Raw genomic sequence first — 26,197 nt, 5'->3', positions numbered from 1 at the left:
GCTATGAAAAAAATTACATTGCTTTTGTATTGTATTTTATGTGCCAGTTCTGCTCATGCAGAAGCCGTTGATATGCCGGATGATTTATTTCCAACAAGCATTTGGATTAATGGGGTAGATCGTAGAAGCGAAGTACTGTTGTTCGTTGAAAATAAAATATTTTATGTTGAATGTAGCGATTTAGAAAAACTTCAAATCAAAATGGAAGGGATTAAACGCCATCCCATTAAAAACGCATTTTGTCTCGTTTCAGATCAGGATATGCAAGCCGAATTTGATACAGGCTTACAGGCATTGAAATTAAATTTACCTTCCAAATATTTCTATGGTGTCGAAGCAGATGGGTTAATCACCCAGCCAATGAAAGCAAATTTTGGTGCCTTCTTAAACTATGAAATGCATTACGATAAAACAAGCGAAAATCGTAATTTCGGTACTTTGCCAGAATTGGGCATTTTTAAAGATAATTGGATTTTAAGAAATAATGCCGTTTATCGTAATAATAAAGGGCATGATTATGAAGAAGAAAATTTTGTTCGTTTAAACAGTAGCTTTGAACTCGATTTTGCCAAAAGTGCTACAAAACTGATTATTGGTGATACCACTTCTGCTTATAGTGCGCTGATCCATGGTGTGCGATTTGGTGGTTTAAGTTTTGGTACAGACTATACCTCACGTCCAGACTTTGTCTATTGGAACATTCCAAGTTTAAAAGGAAGTGCAGTACTGCCTTCGACTGTCGATTTGTATATTGACGGGGTGAATATCTATCAAAAAAAGATTTCACCAGGGGATTACAACTTACAGACTGGGGCAAACATTGAAAGCGCAGGAACAGCGCAAATGGTTGTGCAAGATGTGTTGGGCAATACGACGGTAAGAAGCTTTCCAGTTTTGATTAGCAGTAAATTATTGAAAGAAGGTCTGAACGATTACAACGTTTCTCTTGGAAAATTGCGTTATCGCTATGATGAAGTAAACAGTGATTATCGTGAATTTTTTAGTTCAGCCTATCTGCGTCGTGGTGTGACTAGTCGTACAACATTAGGTGCAAGTGGAACCTATAGTGATGAGATAAAAAATGCGGGCTTGCTTTGGACTCAGGCGGTGAATCGTTGGTTCGTGCTCGATAGTATTTTTTTAGGCAGCAAAACTGATGAGCATGATGGTTATTCTGCGGGACTTTCGGTCAGTCGTAATTTTGGTAAATTTAATTTCGGCCTGAGTTCGCGTTATGCCACTAAAAATTATCGTGCTTTAGGGTATGAGGATGAGCATATATTTCCTAAATTTGAAAACATGGCGTATGTCAGTTTCCCGAATTTTCCATTTTTTCAAAATTTAAATATTAACTATATCGAACAAACCCAATACGAAACGGATGATCCGCTACTTCGTAATGATGACCGTAAAATGCTTACCGTTGGTGTGAGTAAGGAAGTCACTTCAAATTTGATGTACACCGCAAACTATTTCCAAGAGTTTGGTGATTCTAAAGATTCGGGTGCCTTTCTTTCTGTGTCTTATAATTTTGGTGGCGGTAAACGTGTACAAGCGGATGTTGGAACCAATAAATCGGGTGGTATACGTTACATTCAAAATTCCTTTGGTGAGTATGGTGCAAACTATTCTATTGGTGCAGATTATCGAAATGATGAGGTTGCATTCAATACTTACGGTGGTTTGTCGACTGATGTCGGTGACCTCATTATGAGTTATATCAAGAGTGATAGTGATTATTCATTCCAGACTGGTTATCGCGGTGCATTGGTGTGGCTTGGCGGGCAGTATGCATTTACTAGTTTTGTAGATAATGCATTTGCACTTGTGAAAGTTGGTGAGCGTGAGGATATTGATGTCATGCGTTCTATGTCGCCAGTTGCGAAAACCAACAAAAATGGTTATGCCTTTGTTCACGATATTGTTCCTTATATTAATTACGATATTTCATTTGATGAAAATCAATTACCCATTGAAAGCAAAGTTCCAAATGCAGCACACCGGTTAGTCGCACTAAGGCAGCGTGGCTATACCATTAATTTCCCAATTTTCGATACGCAACAAGTTTTAGTCAAAATATTGGATGAACAGGGCAATACCTTTATTGCCGGCAGTGAGGTCTCAATTGATACGCCGGAAGCAGATATTTATCCAATTGGTACAGATGGCACAGTGATGTTATATGGCTTGGTTGACGGAACCTACAAATTGACTGTTAGAACCAGTGGTGGTCGCTCTTGTCAGACCACCCTTGTTGTTCCTAAAAAAGTAGAAAACCAAACGCCTGAACTCAAGACATTACTGTGTAAATAAGGAGATTTTAGGATGAAAAGTTTAATATTTGTTTCGACTGTATGTCTCAGTACGATGTCATTTGCTGCACCAAGTTACTGTGAATTAGGTCGTGTAAGTGAGTCACATATGCGTTTGGCTAACTATTATAATAGTCAGGCAGCGAGTAGCTTTAGTGTAAATTGCTCAAATAAATACCGTATACGTTTTAATAGTCGTAACTTGCAAGATTCATCAGGCAATAGTTTTGTGAATAACGGTATGGTGAAACTCAAAACACGTATGACTGTTTCAGGTGCAATGGAAAATATTTGGAATGTACCGACGGAACAAGGTGCTGGGCGTAATGATTATGTGGTTGCAGTCCGCCTTGTAGAGCGAGTGACGTCGACAACGCCAGCAGGCAAGTATAAAGATACGGTATTTGTAAATATGGTGTTCTAAGGTCCAAAGATTTTATGAATGAAGGATTTGTACTAAGCATTATCATTAAATTGTCAAAAACCTCAGCTAAGCTTGAAAAAAATAAAAGCTTGGTGAGTTATGGTAAGTTCAGCAAAAAGCAGATTATTAAAACCAGATAATTTTTCTGAAACCTTTAAATTTTACTTTAAACCTAAGGCCAAACAAGATCGAGTAAATGACCTCGCGGTATTGGAACGTTCTTACCGATCAAAATTAAAAATCACCTTGGTCACTGAAACTTGGGCGCCTGAAATTAATGGAGTCGCCCATTCACTTTTACAGCTATGTAAAGGTTTGCAGGGATTAGGTCATCAAATTCAGTTGATACGTCCCGAGCAAAAAAATATATCTGATGAGTTTAAAGCGAATCAAGAATGCTTGGTTTGGGCAAAAAGTATTCCAAAATATGCAGATATGCAGTTTGGTATGCCGCAATATAAAAAAATACAAAAAGCGATAGCCTCTTTTCAGCCTGATATTGTGCATATCGTGACAGAAGGGCCGCTTGGATTAACGGCTCAATATGTAGCGCAAGCGCAAAAAATACCTGTCTCTAGCGGTTTTCATTCTGCGTTCCATGATTTTAGTCGATTCTTTGATTTGGCTTTTTTAATGAAGCCAGTACAGCATTATTTACGTTGGTTTCATAATAATACCCAGTTGACCTGCGTTCCGAGTCAAGATACGGCAAATGCATTACGCTCACTCGGTTTTAATTGTCCCTTAGTCGTGGTGGGTCGTGGGGTGGATCACACGCGATTTTCTCCGCAACATTTGAGTACAGCATTAAGGCAACAATGGAAAGTTGATGAAGATACACGTGTCATGCTTTATGTGGGTCGCTTGTCACCTGAAAAAGAAGTGGATGTGCTTATTAGTGCATATCGTTCCATGCAAGTTAAAAGTAATAAATTAACCCAATTGGTTATTGTGGGGGATGGCCCTGATCGTGAACGGTTGGAACAGTTAGCGATGGGATTAGATGTCATTTTTATGGGGAGTTTAAGCGGGCAAGCATTGTCAGAAGCTTACGCAAGTGCTGATGTATTTGTGTTTGCCAGTCAAGTGGAAACTTTTGGAAATGTGGTGCTTGAGGCAATGGCGAGTGGTTTACCAGTCGTTGCCTATAATGCTGCCTGTGCAAGCGTGCATGTGCGTTCAAATACAGGTTGGCTGAGTGAACTGGGACGCACAGATGATTTTATACGGCATATACAAGGCTTACCTAGTCGAAAAACCTTACAACAAATGGGAATGTGTGCCGCACAGGATGCTGCTAAAGTGGGTTGGCAGCATCCTGTACAACAATTTGAACAGGCGCTATATCACGTTGTTGAACAGACTTTAGTGGCTTAATGGTGATGATCATGTGAAAAAAGCCACTACTATAGAGCATTCATCAAAATGTCATGAAAGCATCATTTATATGTCAAATGAGCAGAGTAAATTCAAAGCTAAATAAAATCTGATGAAAATAACAAGAGACATCTAGCGTGACCTCAACACAGTCGAGAATGAGACTGTAAATAGGAGTAAAGCGATGAATTTAAAAAATGCAAAAACAAGAATGCTCTCCCTAGACTTAAAAGGTTGTTTGTATCTTAATCATTTCTCCCACCAACAAGCTGTAGCGCAATTTTTTAAAATGATTAGCCGATTGGGCGATGGTCTGTTTTGGTATGTGATGTTATTTACTGTTTGGTTGCTACAAGGTTTTGCCTATAGCCTACATATATTGTATGTGGTGCTGGGTGGTTCGATTGGTACCACATTATATAAATTATTAAAAAAGAAAACGGTACGACCACGTCCATATCAAGTACATCAAGTGATTCGACTAGGGGAACGTCCACTTGACCATTTCAGTTTTCCTTCCGGTCATACATTACATGCGGTGATGGCAACGACGGTATTGGGTTATATCCAACCGCTTTTATTAATCTTGATGTTGCCATTTACATTGTTGGTGGCACTTTCTCGTATGATTTTGGGCTTACATTATCCGAGTGATGTCGCAGTCGGGGCAATTATCGGAGCGAGCGTGGGGAGTAGTATCATTGTATGTGCTCCATGGTTTGGCTTAATGTTGTAAAAGGCATTTCAGCACCTGTGTTAAATATGGTAATAAAAAATAAAAACTGTTTTTACGGCAGATTGCTGAAATTTGATAAAATGTCGCATCATTCTTTATACGATGTTAGGAAGACCCATGGGTTTACGCTGGACAGATACTATTGATATCGCAATTGAGTTATACGAAGCTCATCCTGATGTTGATCCACAATGGATTCGTTTTACAGACCTACATGCATGGGTTTGTGCCTTGCCTAACTTTAGCGATGACCCAGAAAAGTCGACTGAAGGACTGCTAGAAGGAATTCAGATGGCCTGGATTGACGAAGCAAGTTAATCCCTATATCGAAAAAAGCAATTTTTTTGCAACGCAAAAGCAGAAAATAGCGCATTATTCGGTATAATGCGGCAAAATTTTCACGTCAAATTGACTTAAGGAGCCAATCATGGCTATTGAACGTACTTTATCTATCGTAAAACCAGACGCAGTTGCTAAAAACAACATCGGTGAAATCTTCGCTCGTTTTGAAAAAGCTGGTCTTCAAATCGTTGCAACTAAAATGAAACATTTGACTCAAGCTGAAGCTGAAGGCTTCTATGCTGAGCACAAAGAACGTGGTTTCTTTGGTGACCTAGTTGCATTCATGACTTCTGGTCCAGTTGTTGTTTCAGTTCTTGAAGGTGAAAACGCAGTTCTTGCTCACCGTGAAATCCTTGGCGCAACTAACCCTAAAGAAGCTGCTCCTGGTACAATTCGTGCAGATTTCGCTGTAAGCATCGACGAAAATGCTGCTCACGGTTCTGACTCTGTAGCATCTGCTGATCGTGAAGTTAACTACTTCTTCGCTCAAACTGAGATCGCTCCACGTACTCGTTAATTCGAAGTATTCAAACCAGATAAGTGGTATACTGCTTGTCTGGTTTTTTTATTCCCTGAATAATCCTTCGCTCAAATACTGAGCATCTCCTTTTTATCTTTAGACATGGTTTAGGTAATTACACATGAGTACTGAAGTAGTCGCTACATCAGCTGTTTCTGATGCACAGCAACAATCTCCATCCGCTCCGACGCAGCAAAATACTGTAGAGAAAGTGAATTTACTGGGCATGTCACGTCCGCAAATGGAAAAACTCTTCGACGAAATGGGGGAGAAGAAGTTCCGTGCAGGACAGGTGATGAAATGGATTCACCAATTTTTTGTGACCGATTTTGCTGAGATGACCAATATCTCAGGCAAACTACGTGAAAAACTGGAAAAAATTTGTGAAATTAAAGCGCCTGAAGTGGTGCATAAAAATTATTCTAAAGATGGTACCCGTAAATGGGTGTTCCGCGTTGGCGATGGCGCGGGCTCATTGGTTGAAACAGTACTTATTCCTGCTGAAGATAAAACTGGGGCACGTAAAACTTTGTGTATTTCTTCACAAGTCGGTTGTGCACTGGATTGTTCATTCTGCTCTACAGGTAAACAAGGTTTCCAACGAGATTTAAGCCAAGCTGAAATCATTGGTCAGTTGTGGATGGCAAACTATTCTTATATGGAAGATGTCCCTGTAGCTGATCGTGAACGTTCTGTGACCAACGTCGTGATGATGGGCATGGGTGAGCCATTGCTAAACTATGATGCGGTATTAAACTCGATGCGCATCATGTTGGATGATTTTGCATACGGCATGTCTAAACGTCGTGTAACGTTGTCAACTTCAGGTGTGGTGCCTAAGATTGATCAATTGGCGCAAGATATTGATGTGGCTTTGGCAATTTCCCTACATGCACCAAATGACGAATTACGTAACGAACTTGTTCCAATTAATAAGAAATATCCATTAGAGCAATTGATTGCGGCATGTCAGCGTTATATTGCCAAAGACGGCAATGAAAGTTCACGTAAACACGTGACCATTGAGTATGTTATGTTGGATGGTGTGAACGATCATCCTGAACATGCTCAGCAAATGTTAAAGCTGTTGAAAAATTTACCAAGCAAAATTAATTTAATTCCATTTAACCCGTTCCCGCACGCACCATACGGTCGTTCAAGCCGTAACCGTATTATTTCTTTCCAAAAAACTTTGTCTGATGCCGGTTTTGTGTGTACGATTCGTCAGACACGTGGTGATGATATTGATGCTGCGTGTGGACAATTAGTGGGGCAAGTTGCTGACCGTACACGTCGTGCGGAGCAATGGAAAAAGAAAGTTGCGCAGCAAAATGAGATTCTGCGCTCACAAGGATAATAAAGAGGCAGCCAATTGAAGAAGTTAACCTATAAGTTTGCTTTCGTTTCATCTTTATGTGCATCGGTTTTAGCATTAAGTGCGTGTCAAACTCCTGACGTGGGTAAGAAAGACCCGGAAAAAGCTGTAAAGATTCGAACTCAATTGGCTGTTGAACATCTAAAATCTGGTGACTTGGATGCTGCAAAGCGTGCCCTAGACCAAGCATTAGAAGTGAATTCACGTGATTCACAGGCCAATATGATGATGGGTGTCTTGCTGCAACAAGAAGGCAGTAAAGAGAATCTAGAAAAAGCAGACAGTTATTTTAAGCGGGCGATCTCATCTGACTCAAAAAATTCGCAAGCACGTAACAACTACGGTACGTACTTATATCAAGTTGAGCGCTATAATGACGCGATTGAACAGTTGTCGATTGCTGGGTCTACACTTGGCTATGAGCAACGCTTCAAAGCATTGGAAAATTTAGGTCGTATTTACCTGAAAGTGGGCGATGTAGCGAATGCTGAAAAATCATTCAAACAAGCTTTACAGGCTAATCGTGATTCTTATGTTTCAATGTTAGAGTTGTCTGAAATTTTTTATTTGAATCAGCAATTCCCTGCTGCAACACAAATGTATGAACAATTTGTTCGTGCAGTGGGTCAGAAAAACCAAGGTGCTCGCGCACTTTGGATTGGCATTCGCACAGCTCGTGCCAATGGCGACAATTTGGGTATGCAGGTACTGGTGAACCAGATGCGTGCTTTGTTCCCAGAAAGTCCTGAATACCAACGCTATTTGCAATTACAGTACAGTACTGAGGCCGTATGGAAGTAAATCCTAATTCACCGCAATCGAATGGTTCGAGCGTCGCTCCAAATGCATTAGGAAATGTACAGCGCCCGGGTGAGTATTTACGTCAAGTACGTATTACACAAAAGCTGGAACTTGACGCTGTTTCGTCAGAACTCAATATTCCAATTAAAACGTTGACCGCACTTGAGCAGGACGACTATAAGTCTTTGCCAGAAGCAACCTTTATCAAAGGTTACTACCGGACCTATGCAAAATATTTGAAAGTAGATGCGACCAATATCATTCAGCGTTTTGATGATATTTATGCCAACGATACGGGTTTATTGCCGAACCATGCACTCAACAATTCACCGATTAAAATTATGGGTAAATTGCCGGGTTCTAATCGTGACCGCAACCGCAAATGGTTAAAGCGCGGCTTAATTGCATTGGCAGTGCTAGTCGTGATTGGACTAATTGTGGCTGCTGTGCAAGGGATGTCATCGGATAGCAGTAATGATGATGCTGTAGCGCAAGATGCAAGCTCAGAAGTTCAAGTCTTAAATATGGATGGTGGTTCTGCAGTGTCAGGCGATCAGTTAACTTTAACTTTTAATCGTCCTACCTCGGTTCATATTGTAGATTCGACAGGTAAAGTACTTGCGACAGGTCGTCAGGCTTCGACTTTAAATTTAAATGGTGAAACACCATTCCAAATCCGTTTGGATGACGCTACAGCGGTGTCATTAAGTTTAAATAATGAAAGTATTTCATTGTCACCATACACTGTAAACGGCAAAGCAGAATTCCGTTTATCACGTTAAGGGACAGCAGAGCAGACTGAATCATGATTGAAAATCCAATTAAACGCCGTCCAACACGTAAAATAAAAGTTGGCTCGGTCTATGTCGGTGGTGATGCGCCGATCAGCATTCAAAGTATGACCAACACAGAAACCTGTGATGTAGATGCGACTGTTGCTCAGATTCAACGTTGTGTTGACGTGGGTGCAGATATCATGCGTGTTTCTGTGCCAAGTATGGAAGCGGCCGAAGCATTTGGTGAAATTCGTAAGCGTGTGCAAGTACCACTCGTTGCGGACATTCATTTTGATTATAAAATTGCATTACGTGTTGCAGATCTAGGTGCAGATTGTTTACGTATCAACCCCGGCAATATTGGTTCTGAAGCAAAAATTCGTGAAGTGGTTGCCGCTGCAAAACACAATGACATTTCGATGCGTATTGGTGTAAATGCCGGTTCTTTAGAAAAAGACATTCAAAAGAAATATGGTGAGCCGACAGGTCAAGCGCTACTTGAATCTGCAATGCGCCATATTGATATTTTAGATCGCTTAAATTTCCATGAATTTAAAGTATCTGTAAAAGCATCAAATGTGTTTTTAACTATGGATGCCTATCGTTTATTGTCTGCACAAATTGATAATCCATTACATTTGGGTGTGACAGAAGCGGGTGTTTACCGTACAGGTTCAGTCAAGTCTGCGATCGCTTTAGGTGGTTTGTTGATGGAAGGCATTGGTGACACCATGCGTATTTCATTAGCAGCAGAGCCTGAAGAAGAAATTAAAATTGGTTTTGATATTCTAAAATCATTGGGGCTACGCTCAAACGGCATCAATTTTATTGCTTGCCCGAGCTGTTCACGTCAAGAATTTAACGTGATTAAAGTGATGCAAACATTGGAAGAGCGTCTTGAAGATGTTCGTGTTCCGATGGATGTATCTGTGATTGGCTGTAAAGTGAATGGTCCAGGTGAAGCCAAAGAAGCGGATATCGGTGTAGTAGGTGCAAGTCCACGTTCACTGGTGTATCGTAATGGTGAAAAGAGCCATTTAATTGACACAAATCAGTTGGTTGACGAAATCGAAGCGATGGTTCGTCAACGTGTTAGCGATATTGAAGACGCTAAAGCAAAAGAGATTATTCGCACAAGTTTTTCTGAGTAGATCATGAGTTCAATTGTCGCAATTAAAGGTTTTAACGATATTCTCCCGACGCAAACGCCTGCGTGGAGACGTCTTGAACAACATTTAGCATCTTTAATGGATGCTTATGGTTATCAACAAATTCGTTTGCCAATTGTTGAGCAAACAAATCTGTTCAAACGTTCAATTGGTGATGCAACAGACATCGTTGAAAAAGAAATGTACACCTTTTTGGATAAGGGTAATCCTCCAGAATCGTTAACGCTGCGTCCAGAAGGGACTGCTGGTTGTGTACGTGCAATGCTTGAGCATAACTTGCTTCGTGGCGCGACACCGCGTGTGTGGTATGTTGGCCCAATGTTCCGTTATGAAAAACCACAAAAAGGCCGTTACCGTCAGTTCCATCAGTTTGGTGTAGAAACCTTTGGTGTGGCAACTCCGGATCAAGATGCTGAATTGATTCTGATGACAGCACGTTTGTGGAAACGCATGGGTGTGGCAGATAAAGTTCAGCTTGAACTCAATACCTTGGGTGAGTCTGAAGAACGTGCTAACTACCGTGCTACATTGGTTGAATTCTTAGAATCTCATAAAGCAGATTTAGATGAAGATTCTCAGCGCCGTTTGACTACAAACCCGCTGCGTATTTTGGATTCGAAAGATGCGAAAACTCAGAGCATTCTAGAAAATGCACCAAAACTTCACGACTTCATGGGTGAAGAAACGTTGGCGCATTTTGCGCAATTGCAACAGTACCTCACTGAGGCGGGTGTAAGTTTTGTCATTAATCAAAAATTGGTTCGTGGTCTCGATTACTACAACAAAACCGTTTTTGAATGGACGACAACACACTTAGGTTCTCAAGGGACAGTCTGTGCGGGTGGTCGTTATGACGGTTTAGTGGGGCAATTAAAAGGTAAAGCAGATCAATCTGTACCTGCGGTTGGCTTTGCGATGGGTATGGAGCGATTACTTTTACTTTTAGAGCAAGTTGAAGACAATACGCCAGTACGTGACTGTGAATTGTTCTTGGTATCTGATCCTGTAACACAAGGTAAAGCATTAGTGCTTGCAGAACAGATCCGTGACCAGCTTGAAGCAGCTGGTAGTAATATTCGCCTCAAAGTTGGTTCGCAAGGTTCAATGAAATCACAAATGAAAAAAGCAGACCAAGCGGGTGCTTTATTTGCGGTGATCTTTGGTGAACGTGAACAAGCAGCGAGTCAAGTTTTGGTGAAAGAGCTTGCTATTGCTGAACAGCATGAAGTAAATGTGGCAGAATTTGTTACATTCATCATCGAAAAAATTTCTTCAAAATAAGCCATATAACATAAGGAAAAGGGTAATTTCATGAGCGCATTGAGTGATGAAGCACAACTTGATAGTTTAAAATCGTTTGCTAAAAAATATGGCTCTGCCATTGTTAGCGGCATTTTAATTGCGTTAATTGCCTTTTTCGGATGGGAATACTGGCAGAAGAAAACTTTGGCTGAATCGCAAATGCAAACAGCCAAAGTGCAACAATTGATGGATGATGCGCAAACGGCGACAGGTGATGCGTTCACACAACTTTCTGCTACTGCAGACAAAATTGTGAAAGAAGCACCTGACTCGCCACAAGCCATTCAAACTCAATTGCTTATGGCGAAATTAGCTTATGATAAAGCTGATTATGCAAATGCTGAAAAAGCTTTGAAGAAAGTTGAAAACTCTAAAGTTGATGATGCAGGCTTAATTCAATTGGTTAAATTGCGTTTAGCTTATGCGCAATTGGCTCAAAAGAAATATGATGAAGCTTTAAAAACATTAGAGGCTGTAAAAGAACCTGCATTTACAGCGACAGCTGATGAAGCTCGCGGCGACATTTATGTTGCAAAAAATGATATCGAAAATGCAAAAAAAGTTTACCAAAGTGCATGGGATGCTTTGGTTGAACGTCAAGAAGAACGTCAAATTTTACAAATTAAACTCGAAAGTGTAGGCGTTTTAGTTGATGATCCTGAAATTGAACGTCCAATTATAGATACACAAGTGGAAGCAACTGAATGAATAGAAAATACAAAATTACCTGTGCGCTGACAGTTTTAACACTTGCTTTGACTGGTTGTGCCAGCAAAGGAAAAGTAGAAAAAGTAAAACCAAATCCGCTACCGAAATTAGTGCAGGCAAAAACTTTAGTCCCTGTATTTTCTAACAGTGTTGCGTCGACTGATGAAGCAGATCCACTGCGTTTACGTATGGATGTTGATCAAGGTGTCGTTTTTACCGTAAATCCAAACGGTGAAGTTGAAGCATTTAATGGCAAACAGCGTCTGTGGCAGAAAAAAGTTTCTAAATCTGGCTTAACTGCTGGCGTAGAAGCAGCTGATGGCATTGTTGTGGTCGGGAATGCCAAAGGTCAACTGTTCGCTTTAGATCAAGCAACAGGTGAGCAAAAGTGGGTTGTACAATTAACAGGTGCGCTACTTTCACCATCACTTATTCAAGCGGGTCGTGTTATTTCTGTGACCAATGATGGCACTGTTTACGCGAATGAAGTTGCGACAGGTCACCAAACTTGGACTTACAGTTTGCCAAACGTGCAATTTAGCTTACGTGGCATGGCGGCACCAGTTGCACTTGATGCACGTAATATTTTAATTGCTTCATCAAATGCATATATCTATGTGATTGATGCAATTAGCGGTGTGCCAAAATTACAACGTCGTGTTGCAGTGTCCGATGGTCGTTCTGATATTCAACGTCTAATTGATATTGATGGTGAACCGACTGTTGCTGGTCAATTCTTAATTACTACAAGCTATCAAGGTCAAGTGACTGCATTAGACTTGGCAACCCAGCAAGTTATTTGGAGTAATGACGCAAGCAGTATTCAACGCCCAGAAGTTGTTGGTAATGGCGTGTTCGTTGCTCAGACTGATGGTAAAATTGTGGCTTACGAAATTACATCGGGTCAAAAATTGTGGGAAAATGACCAATTACTTAATCGTAATTTGAGTAACCCTGTGATGCTTGGTCAAGACCTTGTGGTTGGCGATTTAGATGGTGTCTTGCACTTATTAAATCCTGCGACAGGTGAGTTGGTTGGACGCTCTAAAACCAGTGGTGAAGTTCGTACATTACGTGTGGTTGACAATCAACTTTATGTCTCTACACGTAAGGGTGCATTAAGCATTTGGCAGAATCGTTAATTTTTCTGCGGCTTATGTTAAAATAAGCCAAACCGTATTTTTGAACGCGGGGGATTGAACAGTCAATGCCCCGTGTTTTTTATTTATTTTAGGCATTTATCCTAATTCCATTCTTCCTAAGCTTTCTGATGTTCAGACCAGACCTAACTGGCTGATCTGGAATAAAGGTTAATCTATGAAACCCGTAATTGCGCTCATTGGTCGTCCGAACGTCGGAAAATCAACGTTATTTAACCAGATTACCAAGAGCCGTGATGCTCTCGTTGCTGATTTTGCCGGTCTGACTCGTGACCGTAAATATGGTGATGCGACCTATCAAAATAAATCCTTCATTGTTGTCGATACTGGTGGTATTGGTGAAGCTGAAGGTGGTATCGATTCATACATGGCAGAACAGTCAAAAACTGCAATCCATGAAGCAGACATCATTGTTTTTGTTGTCGATGCACGTGCAGGTCTTTTAGCATCTGATGAACAAATTGCGCGTGACTTACGTACTTTAGGTAAAAAAGTATTTTTGGTTGCCAACAAAGTAGATGGCGTACACGCTGAAGCTGCTTTGGTTGAATTCTTTAAACTTGGTATGGGCGAGCCTTTACAAGTTGCAGCAAGTCATGGTCGTGGTGTACAGCAAATGCTTGAAGAAGTATTGGCTGATGTCCCTGAAGATGAAAATCCAGATTTACATGACCAAGATACAGGCTTACGTTTAGCTGTCATTGGTCGTCCAAACGTGGGTAAATCTACCCTAGTAAACCGCTTGCTAGGCGAAGACCGTGTGGTCGCATTTGACCAACCGGGTACAACACGTGACTCGATTTATATTCCGTTTGAACGTGACGGTCGTAAGTACACTTTAATTGACACAGCAGGTGTGCGTCGTAAGGGTAAAGTTGATGAAATGATTGAGAAATTCTCAATTGTGAAAACTTTACAAGCGATGAAAGATGCCCATGTTGTTGTGATTGTAGTGGATGCGCGTGATGGTATTGTTGAGCAAGATTTACATTTGATTGGTTATGCACTGGAAGCAGGGCGTGCCATGGTAATTGCGATCAACAAATGGGACAACATGTCTGAATATGATCGTAAACAATGTAAGTTAGATGTTGATCGTCGTTTTGACTTTATTCCATGGGCAAAAATTCACTTAATTTCTGCATTGCATGGTACTGGTGTAGGTGATCTTTACCCATCAATTCACCGTGCTTATGATTCTTCACACTTGAAAGTGTCGCCTGCGAAGATTACGCAAATTTTGAATGATGCAACTGAAGCGCATCAACCACCAATGGTAGGTGGTCGTCGTATTAAAATGCGTTATGCTCACATGGGTGGACAAAACCCACCAACGATTGTTGTACACGGTAACAAAGTTGATAAAACGCCCGCGGATTATCGTCGTTATTTAGAAAACGTATTCCGTAAAGTGTATAAACTTGAAGGTACACCAGTACGCATCGAATTTAAAACTTCAGATAACCCATTTGAAGGTCGTAAGTCTCAAATGGATGAACGTACGGCAGCGCGTAAACGTCGCTATGTTCAGAAGTTTAAGAAAGCAGAGAAGAAATTTAAACGTTAATTACTGCTAAATTTCTAAAAAAGCCCATCACATGATGGGCTTTTTTATGTTTAATATTTAATTTTTTTTAGATTTTACATTTTTTGGCTTGGCGATAGATTTCAATATTGTCTAGATTCGCACGCGCGACTTCTAAGGTTTGCTGTGCTGTTGCAGCATCTGTTTGAACATTTTTGTTGCCAGAAAATGCGGTTGCCAATTGTCCCATACGTCCCGCAGTTTCAGATTGACCTGCAAAGGCAGACAAGGTATTTCCAGCCAGTCCAGCCCATTTTGAAATTTTATTATTTTGTTGAGCAGTGGCTTGGCTTGCTGCTAATTCAGACGCTTCTAAGGTGCGTTCAAATGTTTTCTTTTCTACAGCAAGGTCGGTGCAATCTAAAGTTTTTAAGTAGCTCGTGCTATATACACTGTTGTTGCTATTGCTCGCTTGATTAAAATTAGATGCATATCCACGATCAGCTTGTGCCACTGCACTTGCTGCTTGAGCACGGCTTTGACTCATACGCGCTTCAGCTTGGTCCATAATTGCGCCATTTTGTGCACCCATCACCGCAACGGCAGCATCTAATAGCCCCGCGTGTGCATTGAACGTTAAAGTACTCACCGTACATACGAATAATAATTTTCTTAGCATTTTATAAACCCCTATATATTTAAATAAACCGTATTTAAAAAACTAGAGTATTTTATCTAAATAAAGGTTTATTTAAAATAAATATTTGAAAATAAACGTTATATTTTATTTTTTATAAATAATTTTGGTTTGCTATTTAGCTAGGTTTAATATTTATGTCATGCTTCGTTTTAATCTGAATATTTTGATGTAGTAAACTAGACCGTAAATAAGGCAAGTCATAATCAGAAGGGGCAAGAGTGTCATGGCGAATATAGTTTTGGATTTTAGTTCGCTGAACGATATTGTTCCTCTGACACATGGTTTAACACGAAAAGAACTGATTGAGCATCGTAAACAAGCGATCTATCAATATCGAAATCAATTACTCACCCTAAAGCTGCATAGTGAAATTAAAAGCTCAGATTTTGCCAAAACTGAATTTGGTAAGCCTTATCTTAGTCATTTCCCTAATTTTCATTTCAACCATAGCCATAGTCAGCAGCATTATGTTTTGGCCAGTAGCCAAAAAATGGCAAATTTGGGTGTCGATATAGAGGACTTAAATCGAAAAGTACGCTTTGAACAAATGGCGCAGCACATCTTTCACCCTGAGGAAATGAAACAATGGGAGAGTATTGATTTTGATCCACACTATTGGTTTAAAGTTTGGACCACCAAGGAGGCTGTTCTTAAAGCATCTGGTTTAGGCATTCGATTGAATTTGACCGAGCTGAATACACAGTGTCATGCGACACAAAATGGCGGTATTTGTCATCATCCTCAATTGGGTGTATTTGCTTATCAGAATATTCAGTTAGCACAGGTAATGCTGACCATCGCTTGGTCAAGCTCATTGAATTGCAAAGGTTTTAATTTTCCAAAAATTGAATTGAAATTTTCACCATAAAAAAACCTTGCTCTGGCTGAACAAGGTTTTTTCAAATTTAATCTAAACAGGATTTAGATTAGATTTTGCATTTTTTAGAACCTTGGTAGATACCAATGTTGTCTAAGTTTGCTTGAGCAGCAGATTTATTTGCTTGTTGAATATCAAGGTTAGATGCTTCAGAAGTATCTTGCTCACCAGCCAAGCTGTTTGCAATGTTACCCGCACGTGCTGCTTTTTCAGAGTTACCACCAAATGCTGCCAATGCGCCACCAGCTAAACCAGCAAATTTACTTAAAGATTTGCCAGGTGCTTGAGCAGATGCTTGGATGTTCGCAATGTTTTTGTCAGCAGCTTCGATTGCACGTTTTGAGTTTGCTTTTTCAACTGCAAGTGTAGCACAGTCCATCGCTTTTAATTCTGAAGATGCGAATTGCGTAGTTGCAAAAGCAGAAATAGAAATAGTTGTCGCAGTTGCAAGTACAAGTAATTTTTTCATGAATAATTTCACTTTTTTTGTTAGAAAATAAAAGACCTATGTAAAGGACGGTCGAATATTATGCAAAAAAAGTTGCTTTGTCCTGTTCAAATGTGACAAAAATGTAAAGTTATGTAATTGGTGTATTCTTCGTGTTTTTTGAAACTCATCACTTTTTTCGATTCTATTTGGCAATAAATAGGTTACTCAAACGGTTTACAAACTGCGGACTGAAGCGAGATAAATGGAATAAAAATTTGGCTTTAGCACCTACTGGCGTGTGTGTTGGTGTAAAGGCATTTTCTTTGAGATTGGCTAAAGTATAAATTTGTGCAGCCACATCTTGAGCACTTAAATTCACCCCCATTTTCTTGATACTTTGTGCATCCATATCTTTGACCATGGCTGTTTGGACAAATAGCGGCATAACATCTAATACACGAATCCCATGTTTTTGCCATTCTATATCTAAACTTTCAGTGAACCCTCGAACTGCAAATTTAGAAGTTGAGTAGCTTGCAAGGTCTGCTTGACCATAAATAGCGGACGCTGACGACAAGTTAATAACACGGGCAAAGCCAGCACGTTTTAAAAAGGGAAGAGCGGTATAACAGCCATTGATCACCCCTTTAATATTGATATCAATGGTTCTGTGGTGGTCAGCTAAATCTGTGTGTTCAAAAGCACCTGAATATAAAACCCCAGCATTATTCACTAAGATGTTAATGCTGCCGGCCCATGTTTCAAATTCTTTGAGAGCGGTCAGCCATTGCTCTGGATTAGTTACATCTAACTGACCAGCTTTGGTATTTTTTCCTAACTCATTTGCAACTTGTTGGGCTTGGCTGCCATTAATATCGTATATCCCAACTTTATAACCTTGCTGATGAAATAAGCGAGCAATTGCTGCGCCAATTCCTTGTGCAGCACCACTAATAAAAATACTTTGCATGTTATTCTGCTCCTAGTTTTTGTGCTCAATCCTTGAGTGATTTTTGAGCATAGCAAACAAAACTGAATGAATACATGTACTGGTGAGTAAAAAAGTGAGTGTCCACATGGAACAGTTATTGGCGGTAATGAAACAACTTCGTGAACAATGTCCATGGGATCAGCAACAAACGCCAGAAAGCTTGACACGCTATGCAATAGAAGAAGCTTATGAGGTCGAAGCTGCTGTACGTTCTGGGCAGGTCAATGATGTAAAAGATGAACTTGGGGATTTATTACTACAAGTGGTTTTCCAGTCACAGATGTACAGTGAACAAGGGGCTTTTGATTTTCATGATGTCGTACAAGCCATTACGGATAAATTAATTCGTCGCCATCCACATGTTTTTCAAGCAGAACAATTTTCAGCGTTAAGTGCCGAAGATGTTGCAACACTTTGGCAGCAAATAAAGTTACAAGAAAAGCAAGGCAAATCTCAATCTAGATTAAGTGAAATAAAACATGCACCCGCGTTGTCACAAGCAGATGCAATTCAAAAAAATGTAGCAAAAATTGGTTTTGATTTTGCAGATATTGATGGTGCTTATGGCAAGCTTGAAGAAGAACTGGGAGAGTTGAAAGATGCTTTAAAATCGCAAAATTCCGACGAAATATTCGATGAATTTGGAGATTGCTTATTTTCACTGGTCAATGTTGGCCGTAAGATAGGCGTTTCGAGTGAAATGGCACTGCTGAGTACGATTCACAAGTTTAGAAGTCGATTTGCTTATATTGAGCAACAGGCTGAATTACAACAAAAAAATATAGAAGACTTGTCTTTGGCTGAAATGGATCAGCTTTGGGAACAAGCGAAATTATACTTAAAACAACAGGCTAATTATGAGAAAAAAACTCAAGATTGAAGTATTTTATTTGATGTGTATTGCTGTCTTGTTTTCACCATTTGGTTATGCCGAAAGTAATTCGGGTTATGCCGAGTGGAAAGCCTTGCAGCAATCACAAGATCAGCAACTCAAAAAAGCGGGTGTTATAAAGCATCAGCAACATTCAACTCAAAAGCAAACAGCGACACAGTCAACCAATCATTATTTAGCACGGCCTGCATTATCAGCGAGTTCACAAGCCAATCAAATCCGCATTAATACGGCTTCGGTAGCAGAGTTGCAATCATTGAACGGTATCGGTCAAAAAAAAGCTGATGCCATTGTGGAATACCGCACTAAAAATGGAAAATTTAAAACCATTGAAGATATTCAGTTGGTGAAGGGGATTGGGCCAGCTTTATTTGCCAAAAATAAAGCTAGAATGGCACTCTAAGCCAACTGAAAACTTTGTAAATCTATTAAGCTTTGAATCCAACAGAGGGAGAATCAAATTGCCCTTTGATTGTGTTAGAGATATCATTAGCAACATCTTAAGAATTTTACGTTCAGACGTAGGAGACAGCGTCTTTTGCAAACTTTGCGCGCGTCAAAATGTGGTTTATCAACCGCACAATTACCTTCTTCCATTTTAGATGTGATTGATGCCTTAAATAAGGCAGGCTATGAAGCTTATATCGTGGGGGGCGGTGTCCGTGACCTCATGCTTGGTCATGCACCTAAAGATTTTGATGCTGTTACCAATGCGACTCCAGCCCAAGTGAAAGAAGTCTTTGGACGACGTTGCCGAATTATTGGCCGTCGTTTTGAGCTTGCTCATGTCTACTCAGGCCGTGAACTAATTGAAGTTGCAACTTTCCGTGCGCCACCGAAAAAGGCTGTTACCTCAGCAGCTGGGATGATTTTACGCGACAATAATTGGGGCACGATTGAACAAGACTTTGCCCGCCGTGATTTTTCTATCAATGCCATGTATTACCAACCACGCAAAGGCATTGTGCTTGATTTTTGTAATGCAGTTGATGATATCAAACATAAGACATTACGTTTATTGGGCGATCCGCAATTACGATTTGAAGAAGATCCCGTTCGGATGCTTCGTACTCTACGTTTTGCGGCAAAACTGAATTTTAGTATTGATGAGAAAATTTTGGATGTATTTACACCCGAATTAACTCAATTACTGCGTGATGTCTCTCCACATCGTCTATATGATGAATCGCAAAAATTATTCACGATGGGGCATTTGAAGCGCGTACTTCCGATGCTGATTGATTTTGGTATTTGGCATCAATTATTTGCAGATATCAAACCAGATGTGAATGCATTTATTGAATTGGCAGCAAAAAATACCGATCAACGAATCTCGATAGGGAAGACCATTAACCCTGCATTTTTCTATGCAGTGTTGTTATGGATTCCTTTCCAAGAGCGTTGCCAATTTTATTTAAATAAAGGCATGGTACCTGCTGAAGCCCGTGCGCAAGCTGGTCTAGACGTGTTAAAACGTCAAGCAACACGTACCATTATCCCACGTTTTGCTGAAACATTTATTCGTGAAGTTTGGGAAATGCAAACTCGTTTGTTAAATCCAAAACCACAACAAATTGAAGCACTTTCTGGCCATGCGCGTTTCCGTGCAGGTTTTGACTTCTTGTTGCTGCGCGAAAAATCAGGTGATGACAGCACGCAAGGTATGGGCTTGTGGTGGGATGAATATCAGCAAATGAGTACGGATGAGAAAGAACGTGCCATTAGCCAATATAACCGCCAACGTGCGAAAAATCGACGCAAAGCGACTCAAGATGAGGTTGAGCCAAAAAATGCTCAACAGCAAACTGAAATTGAACCTTTGGTAAATGAGCCTGAGCCGCGTAATCGTCGTCAACGTAAGCCGAAAGTGAGTGCGCATGAGCGTACTGTTTCTGTTGTTGCTGCTTCTGCGAGTGGTGAAATTGGGGCAGATCATCCAATTATGAAGCGTCGTCGTGTGAAAAGGGATTTGAGCCAAGTGATTTTTGGGCCAACTCAATGATTAAGACGTATATTGGATTGGGGAGTAATTTAGGTGACTCGCTTCAGATTTTGACTGAAGCAGTACATAAACTTGCAACTCTGGGGCCGCTTCAAGTGTCCCAGTTGTACCAAAGTCCACCGATGGGACCGCAAGATCAACCAAATTATTTAAATGCTGCTGTACAACTTCAGACTGATTTAGCGCCATTGGCCTTATTGGATGAATTACAGCGCTTTGAACAAGAGTCGGGTCGTGTTCGTCTACGTCATTGGGGCGAACGGACATTAGATTTAGATTTGTTAATTTATGGTGATGAGCAGATTCAAAATGAACGTCTAACGGTTCCACATGTGGGTGTGTTAGAGCGTGATTTTGTATTGCGACCATTGCTTGATATCGATCCAAATCTAGTGATTAAAGGACAATTATTAAAAAGTTTAGCCATCTTGGATAATCCAAACTTAACAGTTTTGGATGCTGGGAATTGGGCGAATATTTAGTATTGAAAGACCACTTGTGAAAGTCGTCATCCGAGGAATATTGAAATGATTAGTCTAAGTGACTTAAAAAAACGTAAAGCCGAAGGGCGCAAATTCTCCTGCCTGACTTGTTACGATGCAAGCATGGCGAAAGCAATGGAAGTTGCTGAAGTTGATAGTATTTTAATTGGCGATTCATTAGGAATGACCATTCAAGGATGTGATTCAACTTTACCTGTTACCGTTGAAGATATGGCATATCACACTGCGGCGGTACGTCGAGGAAATAAACATGCGTTTATTTTGACTGATTTACCATTTATGACCTATGCCACTTTAAATGATGCGTTACAGAACTCAAAAACCGTCATGCAAGCTGGCGCGCAAATGGTCAAATTAGAGGGCGGTGCTTGGTTGGCAGAAACCGTGGAAGTTCTAACTCGTAACGGTATTCCAGTCTGCGTGCATCTAGGTTTAACGCCGCAGTCTGTACACGTTTTTGGTGGCTACAAAGTTCAAGCGCGTACCCGTGAAACTGCGGATAAACTCATTGCTGATTGTCAGGCGGTGGTTGATGCAGGTGCAGCCATGTTGCTGCTTGAATGTGTTCCAGCACAAGTCGGCAAAGAAATCAGTGCATTGTTCCCGAATACGCCAGTAATTGGGATTGGTGCAGGTGCAGAAACTGATGCACAAGTATTGGTTCAACAAGATATGTTAGGGCTCACATTTAGCCATGTCGCTAAATTTGTCCGTAATTTTATGAAAGAACAAGCAGGTGAAACTGCAATTGTTGATGCGTTTAAAGCGTATCACGCGGCTGTGCTCGATGGCACATTCCCAGCACCAGAACATACATTCCAGATTGAGTTGTAATACATGAAAACTGAAACTACGATCCAGGGTTTAAGCGCTTCACTTAATCCAGCGCGCGCTGCACGTAAAATTATTGGCTTTGTACCAACAATGGGGAACTTGCACGAAGGTCATCTGAACTTGGTACGTGAAGCTCGTAAACTTTGCGATGTGGTAGTGGTCAGTATTTTTGTTAACCCTATTCAGTTTGGCCCAAATGAGGACTTCGATAGCTACCCACGTACTTTAGAACAAGATCAGCATTTACTTGCTGAAGTGGGCTGCGACATTGTATTTGCACCGACTGTAGAGCAAATGTATGGTAATAAGCCACGCCTGACCAATATTGCAGTGAGTGATATCACCAATGACCTATGTGGTTTACAGCGCCCAGGCCATTTTGACGGTGTTGCTGTGGTTGTCACTAAATTATTTAATATTGTTCAACCGAATTTTGCTTTCTTTGGTCAAAAAGATTTCCAGCAGTTGGCAGTGATTCGTCAATTTGTTCGTGACTTAAATATTCCGCTTGAAGTGATTGGTGTGCCAATTACTCGCGCTGAAGACGGCTTGGCACTTAGTTCACGTAATGGCTATTTAAGTGCTGAAAATCGTGCGATTGCTCCAACGATTTATAAGACTTTGCAAACAGCAGAAGCTGAATTGCTTGCTGGTACAGCACTGGCTGAAGTGTTAGCGAATATGAATACCACATTGACAGCAGCTGGCTTTGTTGTGGACTATATAGAAGCACGAACACCAGAATTGCAAAAAATTGAGCAGTTTGATCAAGATGTGGTGTTATTTGTTGCAGCTAAATTGGGTGCAACACGTCTAATTGATAATTTGCAGGTTAAATACCCTGCAGCTTAAAACGGGAATGGGGTAACTCCGCGATGAAGCGCATATTAATTGTTACAGGTCAGTCCGGTTCAGGTAAGTCTTCTGCATTGCAGGTACTTGAAGATCTTGGCTATTACTGTATTGATAATTTGCCCTTGGCGTTACTCCCCGAAATTGTTGAAAAACTTAATGCTGAAAACAATCTAGAACAGTTAGCGTTGGGTGTCGATGTTCGAAGCACCCGCGCTGATCTTCAAGAGTTCGATCAGGTTTTTCAACAATTACAGCGACATGGCTCAGTTGATATTATTTACTTGACCACACGTGATCAGGAATTGATTGCGCGTTTCAGTTCATCTCGACGACCACATCCGCTGGCAAACCGTTTCAAAAGTTTAAATGAATGTATTCAAGAAGAGAAAAATCTTCTGATTCCAATTCAGTTACGTTCTACCGTGCATATTGATACTACGGATAAGAGCGTACATGATTTAAAGCACACTTTACTGTCGAAACTTGGGCAAGCAGATAATTTAATTCTGATTTTACAGTCCTTTGGCTATAAGCATGGTATTCCGCTCGACGCAGATTATGTGTTTGATGTGCGCCATCTGCCTAACCCGCATTGGGATATGGAGCTGCGTAAATTTTCAGGATTGGATGAGCCGGTTCGTCAGTTTTTACAGCAGAGTGAGCAAACCAATGAAATGTTTCAAGATATTTATAATTTCTTGGATAAATGGTTGCCGGCATTTGCTGAAGGGCATCGTCACTACATGACGGTATCCATCGGTTGTACAGGTGGACAACACCGCTCGGTATATATTGTAGATAGACTAAAAAAAGCTCTTGAGGCAAAATGGTCTATTCAGGTTCTACATAGAGAAATGAAGCACTGGTCATGATCGACACAACCGTTGACGTAATTAATAAACTGGGTTTACATGCGCGTGCATCTGGCAAGCTAATCGAAGTGACAACCAAATTTCGCTCGTCGATTCAAATTGGTAAAGGCGGAAAATTAGTGGATGCCAAAAATATTATGTCTTTGCTCATGCTAGGTGCGGGCAAGGGCACAACTTTACGCTTAGTGATTGAAGGTGCAGATGAAGAAAAAGCTTTATCTGAAATTCAAGCACTATTTGCAGCAAAATTTTACGAGGCAGATTAACCGTGGCACGTCGACCGCAACAGCGTTTTACTGAAGAAGACTTTGAATCCCTAGATGGACGTGCGAGCAAAACTGAACAAAAAAAAGCAGTGCAACGTATGGCTGCTTTGGGCGAACAATTGGCTGAATTGAGTGTTAAGCAAATTCAGAAACTTCCAGTTGAAGAACGCTTGATTGATGCTTTACTTGATGTACGTTCGATTACTTCGGGAGAAGCTCGTCGTCGTCAATTTTTACGTATTGGTAAATTGTTGCGTAATGAAGATGAGGCAATGATTCTGTCTTATTTAACACCGCAGCAGGGTGCGAAAAAAACTGCACAATTGCAGCGCTGGGTTGATCGTATGATTGCACAGGGTGAACCTGTGATTAAAGAGTTCATGAAAGCACACAATGCAGCTGAACATCATCCAATTCGTCAGCATCTTTTGCGTATTCAGCGTGACATCACTAAACAAATGCCTGAAGAACAAATTGCCGCTTCTAAGTTGAAATTGTTTAATTATATTCAACAAGTTGCGTTAATTTCAGATAACTGATTTGTACGATTTGTAGAATAAAAAAAGCGACCTGTTCAGGTCGCTTTTTTATGTGTGGTGTTTATGAAAAAGTCGCATTTTTCAATGAAATACGACTCTCAAAAGAGGTTAATTAAACTCACCGACAGCACGTTCTTTTGCCCAATCACGTAGAACGAATTTTTGCAGTTTTCCTGTAGATGTTTTTGGAATTTCCGTAATTACCACATCTTTTGGCACTTTAAAGCGTGCGAGATGTTGTTTACAGAATTCAATCAGTTCTTCAGGTGTCGCTTCTTTGCCTGTTTTTAATTCAATAAATGCACACGGAACTTCTTGCCAGCGTGGATCAGGCTTGGCAACTACCGCCGCAGTTAATACTGCAGGATGTTGGTATAGAATTTCTTCTACTTCAAGTGAAGAAATATTTTCTCCACCCGAAATGATGACATCCTTAGAGCGATCGGTGATTTTTGCATAGCCATCAGGTTGGCAAACGGCCAAATCACCAGTATGGAACCAGCCACCTGCAAATGCTTCAGCAGTGGCTTCAGGGTTTTTCAAGTAACCTTTCATGACAATGTTGCCACGGAACATGATCTCACCCATGGTTTGACCATCATGTGCAACAGGTAGCATCGTTTCAGGATCAATGACTTTCATACCATCTTGTAGTGGGTAAGGCACACCTTGGCGTGAGTGTAATTGAGCTTGCTCTTGAATCGAAAGGTCAGACCATCCAGCCTGAGAAGCACATAGTGCAGAAGGGCCGTAGGTTTCAGTTAAACCGTATACATGTGTGACATTAATGCCGATGTTGCGCATGCCTTCAATAATCGCAGCGGGTGGTGCAGCACCAGCCACCATGACTTCAACACGGTGGTCAATTTTGGTCTTTTTATCTTCAGGTGTGTTGATTAGCATTGAAAGTACGATTGGTGCACCACAGAAATAATCAACTTTATGCTCTGCAATTAGTTTGAAAATCAATTCAGGGTCGACTTTACGTAAACAGATATTGGTACCACCATTGGCAGCCATGGTCCAAGCGAAGCACCATCCATTGCAATGGAAAAGTGGTAAAGTCCAGAGATAGGTCGCACGAGGTGTCATGCCACACGCAATAATGTTGCTTGCTGCATTAATGTAAGCACCACGGTGATGATACACCACACCTTTAGGATTACCTGTGGTGCCTGAGGTATAGCTTAAGCTGATAGCATCCCATTCATCACCTGGAAGATGCCATTCAAAGTTTGCATCACCCTGTGCAAGCCATTCCTCAAACTCAATTTGTCCAATGTTATTTGCAGTGCCTTCGTATTCCACATCTGCAACATCTATGATGAAAATTTCTTGATCGATTAAAGCCAAAGCTTCAGTTGCAACTTGAGCAAATTCAGGATCGACCAACAATACTTTACTCTCAGCGTGTTCAAGCATGAAAGCAATGGTTTTCGCGTCTAATCGCGTATTTAAGGTATTCAGTACAGCACCTGCCATAGGAACGGCGAAGTGTGCTTCAATCATTGCAGGGACGTTGGGAAGTAAAACTGAAACGGTGTCATTTTTACCAATGCCCAATTGTTGTAATTGGTGGGCAAACTGACGGCAACGGTTATAGGTTTCACGCCATGAAATATGACGATTACCATGGATAATGGCATCCTGATCTGGATAAATATATGCCGCACGCTCTAGATAACGTAGAGGTGAAAGTGCAACAAAATTCGCCGGGGTCCGTGGCAATTCATCGTATGCGCTAACCATTGTAGTACTCCAAGTCCATGTATATTTGTTTTAAGCTACTGTCACAATAAGGCAGTCATGCCATGTCTTGCATTTATGCTTTAGTCGAGTATTTGCACTAAAAATTTAATTATTTGATTTTTATAGCTATAAAATATTAAATCGCAGTAAAAGTGAACTG

At 40.7% G+C, this 26,197-nt stretch carries 28 protein-coding genes; 24 read left to right on the top strand and 4 right to left on the bottom strand.

Features of this window, described 5'->3' with window-relative positions; all coding sequences use genetic code 11:
- Nucleotides 1–3: 3 nt before the first annotated feature.
- From A9J31_RS07475 to der, 14 genes are all read left to right on the top strand, one after another.
- Complete coding sequence (locus A9J31_RS07475) at nucleotides 4–2,313, top strand: fimbria/pilus outer membrane usher protein (protein ID WP_067763539.1); 2,310 nt, start codon at nucleotides 4–6, stop codon at nucleotides 2,311–2,313.
- 12 nt (nucleotides 2,314–2,325) lie between these two features.
- Complete coding sequence (locus A9J31_RS07470; RefSeq protein WP_067763537.1) at nucleotides 2,326–2,736, top strand: hypothetical protein; 411 nt, start codon at nucleotides 2,326–2,328, stop codon at nucleotides 2,734–2,736.
- Between the two features lie 99 nt (nucleotides 2,737–2,835).
- Nucleotides 2,836–4,113 carry a glycosyltransferase family 4 protein gene (locus A9J31_RS07465; RefSeq protein ID WP_067763535.1) on the top strand — a complete coding sequence of 426 codons (1,278 nt, stop codon included), beginning with the start codon at nucleotides 2,836–2,838 and terminating at the stop codon, nucleotides 4,111–4,113.
- A 184-nt stretch (nucleotides 4,114–4,297) separates the two neighbouring features.
- Complete coding sequence (locus A9J31_RS07460; RefSeq protein WP_067763533.1) at nucleotides 4,298–4,849, top strand: phosphatase PAP2 family protein; 552 nt, start codon at nucleotides 4,298–4,300, stop codon at nucleotides 4,847–4,849.
- Nucleotides 4,850–4,966: 117 nt separating this feature from the next.
- Nucleotides 4,967–5,167, top strand: coding sequence for a Fe-S cluster assembly protein IscX (iscX, locus tag A9J31_RS07455; RefSeq protein ID WP_067763531.1), 201 nt, complete (start codon nucleotides 4,967–4,969; stop codon nucleotides 5,165–5,167).
- A gap of 109 nt (nucleotides 5,168–5,276) precedes the next feature.
- Nucleotides 5,277–5,708: a nucleoside-diphosphate kinase gene (ndk, locus tag A9J31_RS07450; RefSeq protein WP_067763529.1), complete on the top strand. Its 432-nt coding sequence runs from the start codon at nucleotides 5,277–5,279 to the stop codon at nucleotides 5,706–5,708.
- Nucleotides 5,709–5,832: 124 nt separating this feature from the next.
- Nucleotides 5,833–7,068 (top strand): dual-specificity RNA methyltransferase RlmN, encoded by a 1,236-nt coding sequence (gene rlmN, locus A9J31_RS07445; protein WP_067763527.1) that lies wholly within the window; start codon nucleotides 5,833–5,835, stop codon nucleotides 7,066–7,068.
- A gap of 15 nt (nucleotides 7,069–7,083) precedes the next feature.
- Nucleotides 7,084–7,887, top strand: a complete 804-nt coding sequence (gene pilW / locus A9J31_RS07440; RefSeq protein WP_067763525.1) for a type IV pilus biogenesis/stability protein PilW — start codon at nucleotides 7,084–7,086, stop codon at nucleotides 7,885–7,887.
- Complete coding sequence (locus tag A9J31_RS07435; protein WP_067763523.1) at nucleotides 7,878–8,669, top strand: helix-turn-helix domain-containing protein; 792 nt, start codon at nucleotides 7,878–7,880, stop codon at nucleotides 8,667–8,669. Before pilW ends, A9J31_RS07435 begins: the two co-directional genes overlap by 10 nt.
- A gap of 23 nt (nucleotides 8,670–8,692) precedes the next feature.
- Nucleotides 8,693–9,814, top strand: a complete 1,122-nt coding sequence (ispG, locus tag A9J31_RS07430; RefSeq protein WP_067763521.1) for a flavodoxin-dependent (E)-4-hydroxy-3-methylbut-2-enyl-diphosphate synthase — start codon at nucleotides 8,693–8,695, stop codon at nucleotides 9,812–9,814.
- 3 nt (nucleotides 9,815–9,817) lie between these two features.
- Nucleotides 9,818–11,113, top strand: coding sequence for a histidine--tRNA ligase (hisS, locus tag A9J31_RS07425; protein WP_067763519.1), 1,296 nt, complete (start codon nucleotides 9,818–9,820; stop codon nucleotides 11,111–11,113).
- A gap of 30 nt (nucleotides 11,114–11,143) precedes the next feature.
- Entirely contained in the window at nucleotides 11,144–11,842 is a 699-nt protein-coding gene (locus A9J31_RS07420; protein ID WP_067763517.1) for a YfgM family protein, read from the top strand.
- The gene (gene bamB / locus A9J31_RS07415; protein ID WP_067763515.1) at nucleotides 11,839–12,984 is read left to right on the top strand and encodes an outer membrane protein assembly factor BamB; all 1,146 of its coding nucleotides are present in this window, start codon (nucleotides 11,839–11,841) and stop codon (nucleotides 12,982–12,984) included. The genes A9J31_RS07420 and bamB overlap by 4 nt, the downstream gene beginning before the upstream one ends.
- A gap of 175 nt (nucleotides 12,985–13,159) precedes the next feature.
- The gene (gene der / locus A9J31_RS07410; RefSeq protein ID WP_067763513.1) at nucleotides 13,160–14,569 is read left to right on the top strand and encodes a ribosome biogenesis GTPase Der; all 1,410 of its coding nucleotides are present in this window, start codon (nucleotides 13,160–13,162) and stop codon (nucleotides 14,567–14,569) included.
- Nucleotides 14,570–14,636: 67 nt separating this feature from the next.
- Here der and A9J31_RS07405 read toward each other — a convergent pair whose 3' ends face one another.
- Nucleotides 14,637–15,206, bottom strand: a complete 570-nt coding sequence (locus tag A9J31_RS07405) for a hypothetical protein (RefSeq protein WP_081410292.1) — start codon at nucleotides 15,204–15,206, stop codon at nucleotides 14,637–14,639.
- Between the two features lie 244 nt (nucleotides 15,207–15,450).
- Between A9J31_RS07405 and A9J31_RS07400 the strand changes: the two genes are divergently transcribed.
- Entirely contained in the window at nucleotides 15,451–16,095 is a 645-nt protein-coding gene (locus A9J31_RS07400; RefSeq protein ID WP_067763511.1) for a 4'-phosphopantetheinyl transferase family protein, read from the top strand.
- Between the two features lie 58 nt (nucleotides 16,096–16,153).
- Here A9J31_RS07400 and A9J31_RS07395 read toward each other — a convergent pair whose 3' ends face one another.
- Together A9J31_RS07395 and A9J31_RS07390 are read right to left on the bottom strand one after the other, a co-directional pair.
- The gene (locus A9J31_RS07395; protein WP_067763509.1) at nucleotides 16,154–16,573 is read right to left on the bottom strand and encodes a hypothetical protein; all 420 of its coding nucleotides are present in this window, start codon (nucleotides 16,571–16,573) and stop codon (nucleotides 16,154–16,156) included.
- 163 nt (nucleotides 16,574–16,736) lie between these two features.
- The gene (locus A9J31_RS07390; RefSeq protein WP_067763507.1) at nucleotides 16,737–17,504 is read right to left on the bottom strand and encodes an SDR family oxidoreductase; all 768 of its coding nucleotides are present in this window, start codon (nucleotides 17,502–17,504) and stop codon (nucleotides 16,737–16,739) included.
- A gap of 106 nt (nucleotides 17,505–17,610) precedes the next feature.
- Here A9J31_RS07390 and mazG point away from each other — a divergent pair, with 106 nt between their 5' ends.
- The 9 genes from mazG to yjgA all read left to right on the top strand — a co-directional run bounded on the left by mazG (nucleotide 17,611) and on the right by yjgA (nucleotide 24,288).
- On the top strand, nucleotides 17,611–18,405 hold the full coding sequence (mazG, locus tag A9J31_RS07385) for a nucleoside triphosphate pyrophosphohydrolase (protein WP_067763503.1): 795 nt from the start codon (nucleotides 17,611–17,613) through the stop codon (nucleotides 18,403–18,405).
- Between the two features lie 13 nt (nucleotides 18,406–18,418).
- Nucleotides 18,419–18,820 (top strand): ComEA family DNA-binding protein, encoded by a 402-nt coding sequence (locus A9J31_RS07380; protein WP_245668219.1) that lies wholly within the window; start codon nucleotides 18,419–18,421, stop codon nucleotides 18,818–18,820.
- A gap of 135 nt (nucleotides 18,821–18,955) precedes the next feature.
- On the top strand, nucleotides 18,956–20,419 hold the full coding sequence (gene pcnB / locus A9J31_RS07375) for a polynucleotide adenylyltransferase PcnB (protein WP_067763500.1): 1,464 nt from the start codon (nucleotides 18,956–18,958) through the stop codon (nucleotides 20,417–20,419).
- On the top strand, nucleotides 20,416–20,901 hold the full coding sequence (folK, locus tag A9J31_RS07370) for a 2-amino-4-hydroxy-6-hydroxymethyldihydropteridine diphosphokinase (RefSeq protein ID WP_067763499.1): 486 nt from the start codon (nucleotides 20,416–20,418) through the stop codon (nucleotides 20,899–20,901). Before pcnB ends, folK begins: the two co-directional genes overlap by 4 nt.
- A gap of 45 nt (nucleotides 20,902–20,946) precedes the next feature.
- Nucleotides 20,947–21,756 (top strand): 3-methyl-2-oxobutanoate hydroxymethyltransferase, encoded by an 810-nt coding sequence (gene panB / locus A9J31_RS07365; protein WP_067763497.1) that lies wholly within the window; start codon nucleotides 20,947–20,949, stop codon nucleotides 21,754–21,756.
- 3 nt (nucleotides 21,757–21,759) lie between these two features.
- Entirely contained in the window at nucleotides 21,760–22,608 is an 849-nt protein-coding gene (panC, locus tag A9J31_RS07360) for a pantoate--beta-alanine ligase (RefSeq protein ID WP_067763496.1), read from the top strand.
- A gap of 23 nt (nucleotides 22,609–22,631) precedes the next feature.
- A complete protein-coding gene (gene rapZ, locus A9J31_RS07355) occupies nucleotides 22,632–23,483 on the top strand; it encodes an RNase adapter RapZ (protein ID WP_067763494.1) in 852 nt (283 codons plus the stop codon).
- Nucleotides 23,480–23,749 (top strand): HPr family phosphocarrier protein, encoded by a 270-nt coding sequence (locus tag A9J31_RS07350; RefSeq protein WP_067763492.1) that lies wholly within the window; start codon nucleotides 23,480–23,482, stop codon nucleotides 23,747–23,749. Before rapZ ends, A9J31_RS07350 begins: the two co-directional genes overlap by 4 nt.
- A gap of 2 nt (nucleotides 23,750–23,751) precedes the next feature.
- The gene (yjgA, locus tag A9J31_RS07345) at nucleotides 23,752–24,288 is read left to right on the top strand and encodes a ribosome biogenesis factor YjgA (RefSeq protein ID WP_067763490.1); all 537 of its coding nucleotides are present in this window, start codon (nucleotides 23,752–23,754) and stop codon (nucleotides 24,286–24,288) included.
- Nucleotides 24,289–24,396: 108 nt separating this feature from the next.
- On the opposite strand, the gene A9J31_RS07340 is transcribed toward yjgA, so the two are convergent.
- Nucleotides 24,397–26,037, bottom strand: a complete 1,641-nt coding sequence (locus A9J31_RS07340) for an acyl-CoA synthetase (protein ID WP_067763488.1) — start codon at nucleotides 26,035–26,037, stop codon at nucleotides 24,397–24,399.
- Nucleotides 26,038–26,197: the final 160 nt, after the last annotated feature.

The sequence above is a fragment of the Acinetobacter gandensis genome (assembly GCF_001678755.1).
Classification (GTDB): Bacteria; Pseudomonadota; Gammaproteobacteria; order Pseudomonadales; family Moraxellaceae; genus Acinetobacter; species Acinetobacter gandensis.
The sequence above is the reverse complement of the archived record's forward strand: the minus strand, read 5'-3'. Positions and strand labels throughout refer to the sequence as shown.

Excerpts from the sequence above, each read along its gene's own strand:
- A9J31_RS07475 (WP_067763539.1), top strand. The coding sequence starts at position 4 with ATGAAAAAAATTACATTGCTTTTGTATTGTATTTTATGTGCCAGTTCT.
- A9J31_RS07470 (WP_067763537.1), top strand. The coding sequence starts at position 2,326 with ATGAAAAGTTTAATATTTGTTTCGACTGTATGTCTCAGTACGATGTCA.
- A9J31_RS07465 (WP_067763535.1), top strand. The coding sequence starts at position 2,836 with ATGGTAAGTTCAGCAAAAAGCAGATTATTAAAACCAGATAATTTTTCT.
- A9J31_RS07460 (WP_067763533.1), top strand. The coding sequence starts at position 4,298 with ATGAATTTAAAAAATGCAAAAACAAGAATGCTCTCCCTAGACTTAAAA.
- iscX (WP_067763531.1), top strand. The coding sequence starts at position 4,967 with ATGGGTTTACGCTGGACAGATACTATTGATATCGCAATTGAGTTATAC.
- ndk (WP_067763529.1), top strand. The coding sequence starts at position 5,277 with ATGGCTATTGAACGTACTTTATCTATCGTAAAACCAGACGCAGTTGCT.
- rlmN (WP_067763527.1), top strand. The coding sequence starts at position 5,833 with ATGAGTACTGAAGTAGTCGCTACATCAGCTGTTTCTGATGCACAGCAA.
- A9J31_RS07435 (WP_067763523.1), top strand. The coding sequence starts at position 7,878 with ATGGAAGTAAATCCTAATTCACCGCAATCGAATGGTTCGAGCGTCGCT.
- ispG (WP_067763521.1), top strand. The coding sequence starts at position 8,693 with ATGATTGAAAATCCAATTAAACGCCGTCCAACACGTAAAATAAAAGTT.
- hisS (WP_067763519.1), top strand. The coding sequence starts at position 9,818 with ATGAGTTCAATTGTCGCAATTAAAGGTTTTAACGATATTCTCCCGACG.
- A9J31_RS07420 (WP_067763517.1), top strand. The coding sequence starts at position 11,144 with ATGAGCGCATTGAGTGATGAAGCACAACTTGATAGTTTAAAATCGTTT.
- bamB (WP_067763515.1), top strand. The coding sequence starts at position 11,839 with ATGAATAGAAAATACAAAATTACCTGTGCGCTGACAGTTTTAACACTT.
- der (WP_067763513.1), top strand. The coding sequence starts at position 13,160 with ATGAAACCCGTAATTGCGCTCATTGGTCGTCCGAACGTCGGAAAATCA.
- A9J31_RS07405 (WP_081410292.1), bottom strand. The coding sequence starts at position 15,206 with ATGCTAAGAAAATTATTATTCGTATGTACGGTGAGTACTTTAACGTTC.
- A9J31_RS07400 (WP_067763511.1), top strand. The coding sequence starts at position 15,451 with ATGGCGAATATAGTTTTGGATTTTAGTTCGCTGAACGATATTGTTCCT.
- A9J31_RS07395 (WP_067763509.1), bottom strand. The coding sequence starts at position 16,573 with ATGAAAAAATTACTTGTACTTGCAACTGCGACAACTATTTCTATTTCT.
- A9J31_RS07390 (WP_067763507.1), bottom strand. The coding sequence starts at position 17,504 with ATGCAAAGTATTTTTATTAGTGGTGCTGCACAAGGAATTGGCGCAGCA.
- mazG (WP_067763503.1), top strand. The coding sequence starts at position 17,611 with ATGGAACAGTTATTGGCGGTAATGAAACAACTTCGTGAACAATGTCCA.
- A9J31_RS07380 (WP_245668219.1), top strand. The coding sequence starts at position 18,419 with ATGTGTATTGCTGTCTTGTTTTCACCATTTGGTTATGCCGAAAGTAAT.
- folK (WP_067763499.1), top strand. The coding sequence starts at position 20,416 with ATGATTAAGACGTATATTGGATTGGGGAGTAATTTAGGTGACTCGCTT.
- panB (WP_067763497.1), top strand. The coding sequence starts at position 20,947 with ATGATTAGTCTAAGTGACTTAAAAAAACGTAAAGCCGAAGGGCGCAAA.
- panC (WP_067763496.1), top strand. The coding sequence starts at position 21,760 with ATGAAAACTGAAACTACGATCCAGGGTTTAAGCGCTTCACTTAATCCA.
- rapZ (WP_067763494.1), top strand. The coding sequence starts at position 22,632 with ATGAAGCGCATATTAATTGTTACAGGTCAGTCCGGTTCAGGTAAGTCT.
- A9J31_RS07350 (WP_067763492.1), top strand. The coding sequence starts at position 23,480 with ATGATCGACACAACCGTTGACGTAATTAATAAACTGGGTTTACATGCG.
- A9J31_RS07340 (WP_067763488.1), bottom strand. The coding sequence starts at position 26,037 with ATGGTTAGCGCATACGATGAATTGCCACGGACCCCGGCGAATTTTGTT.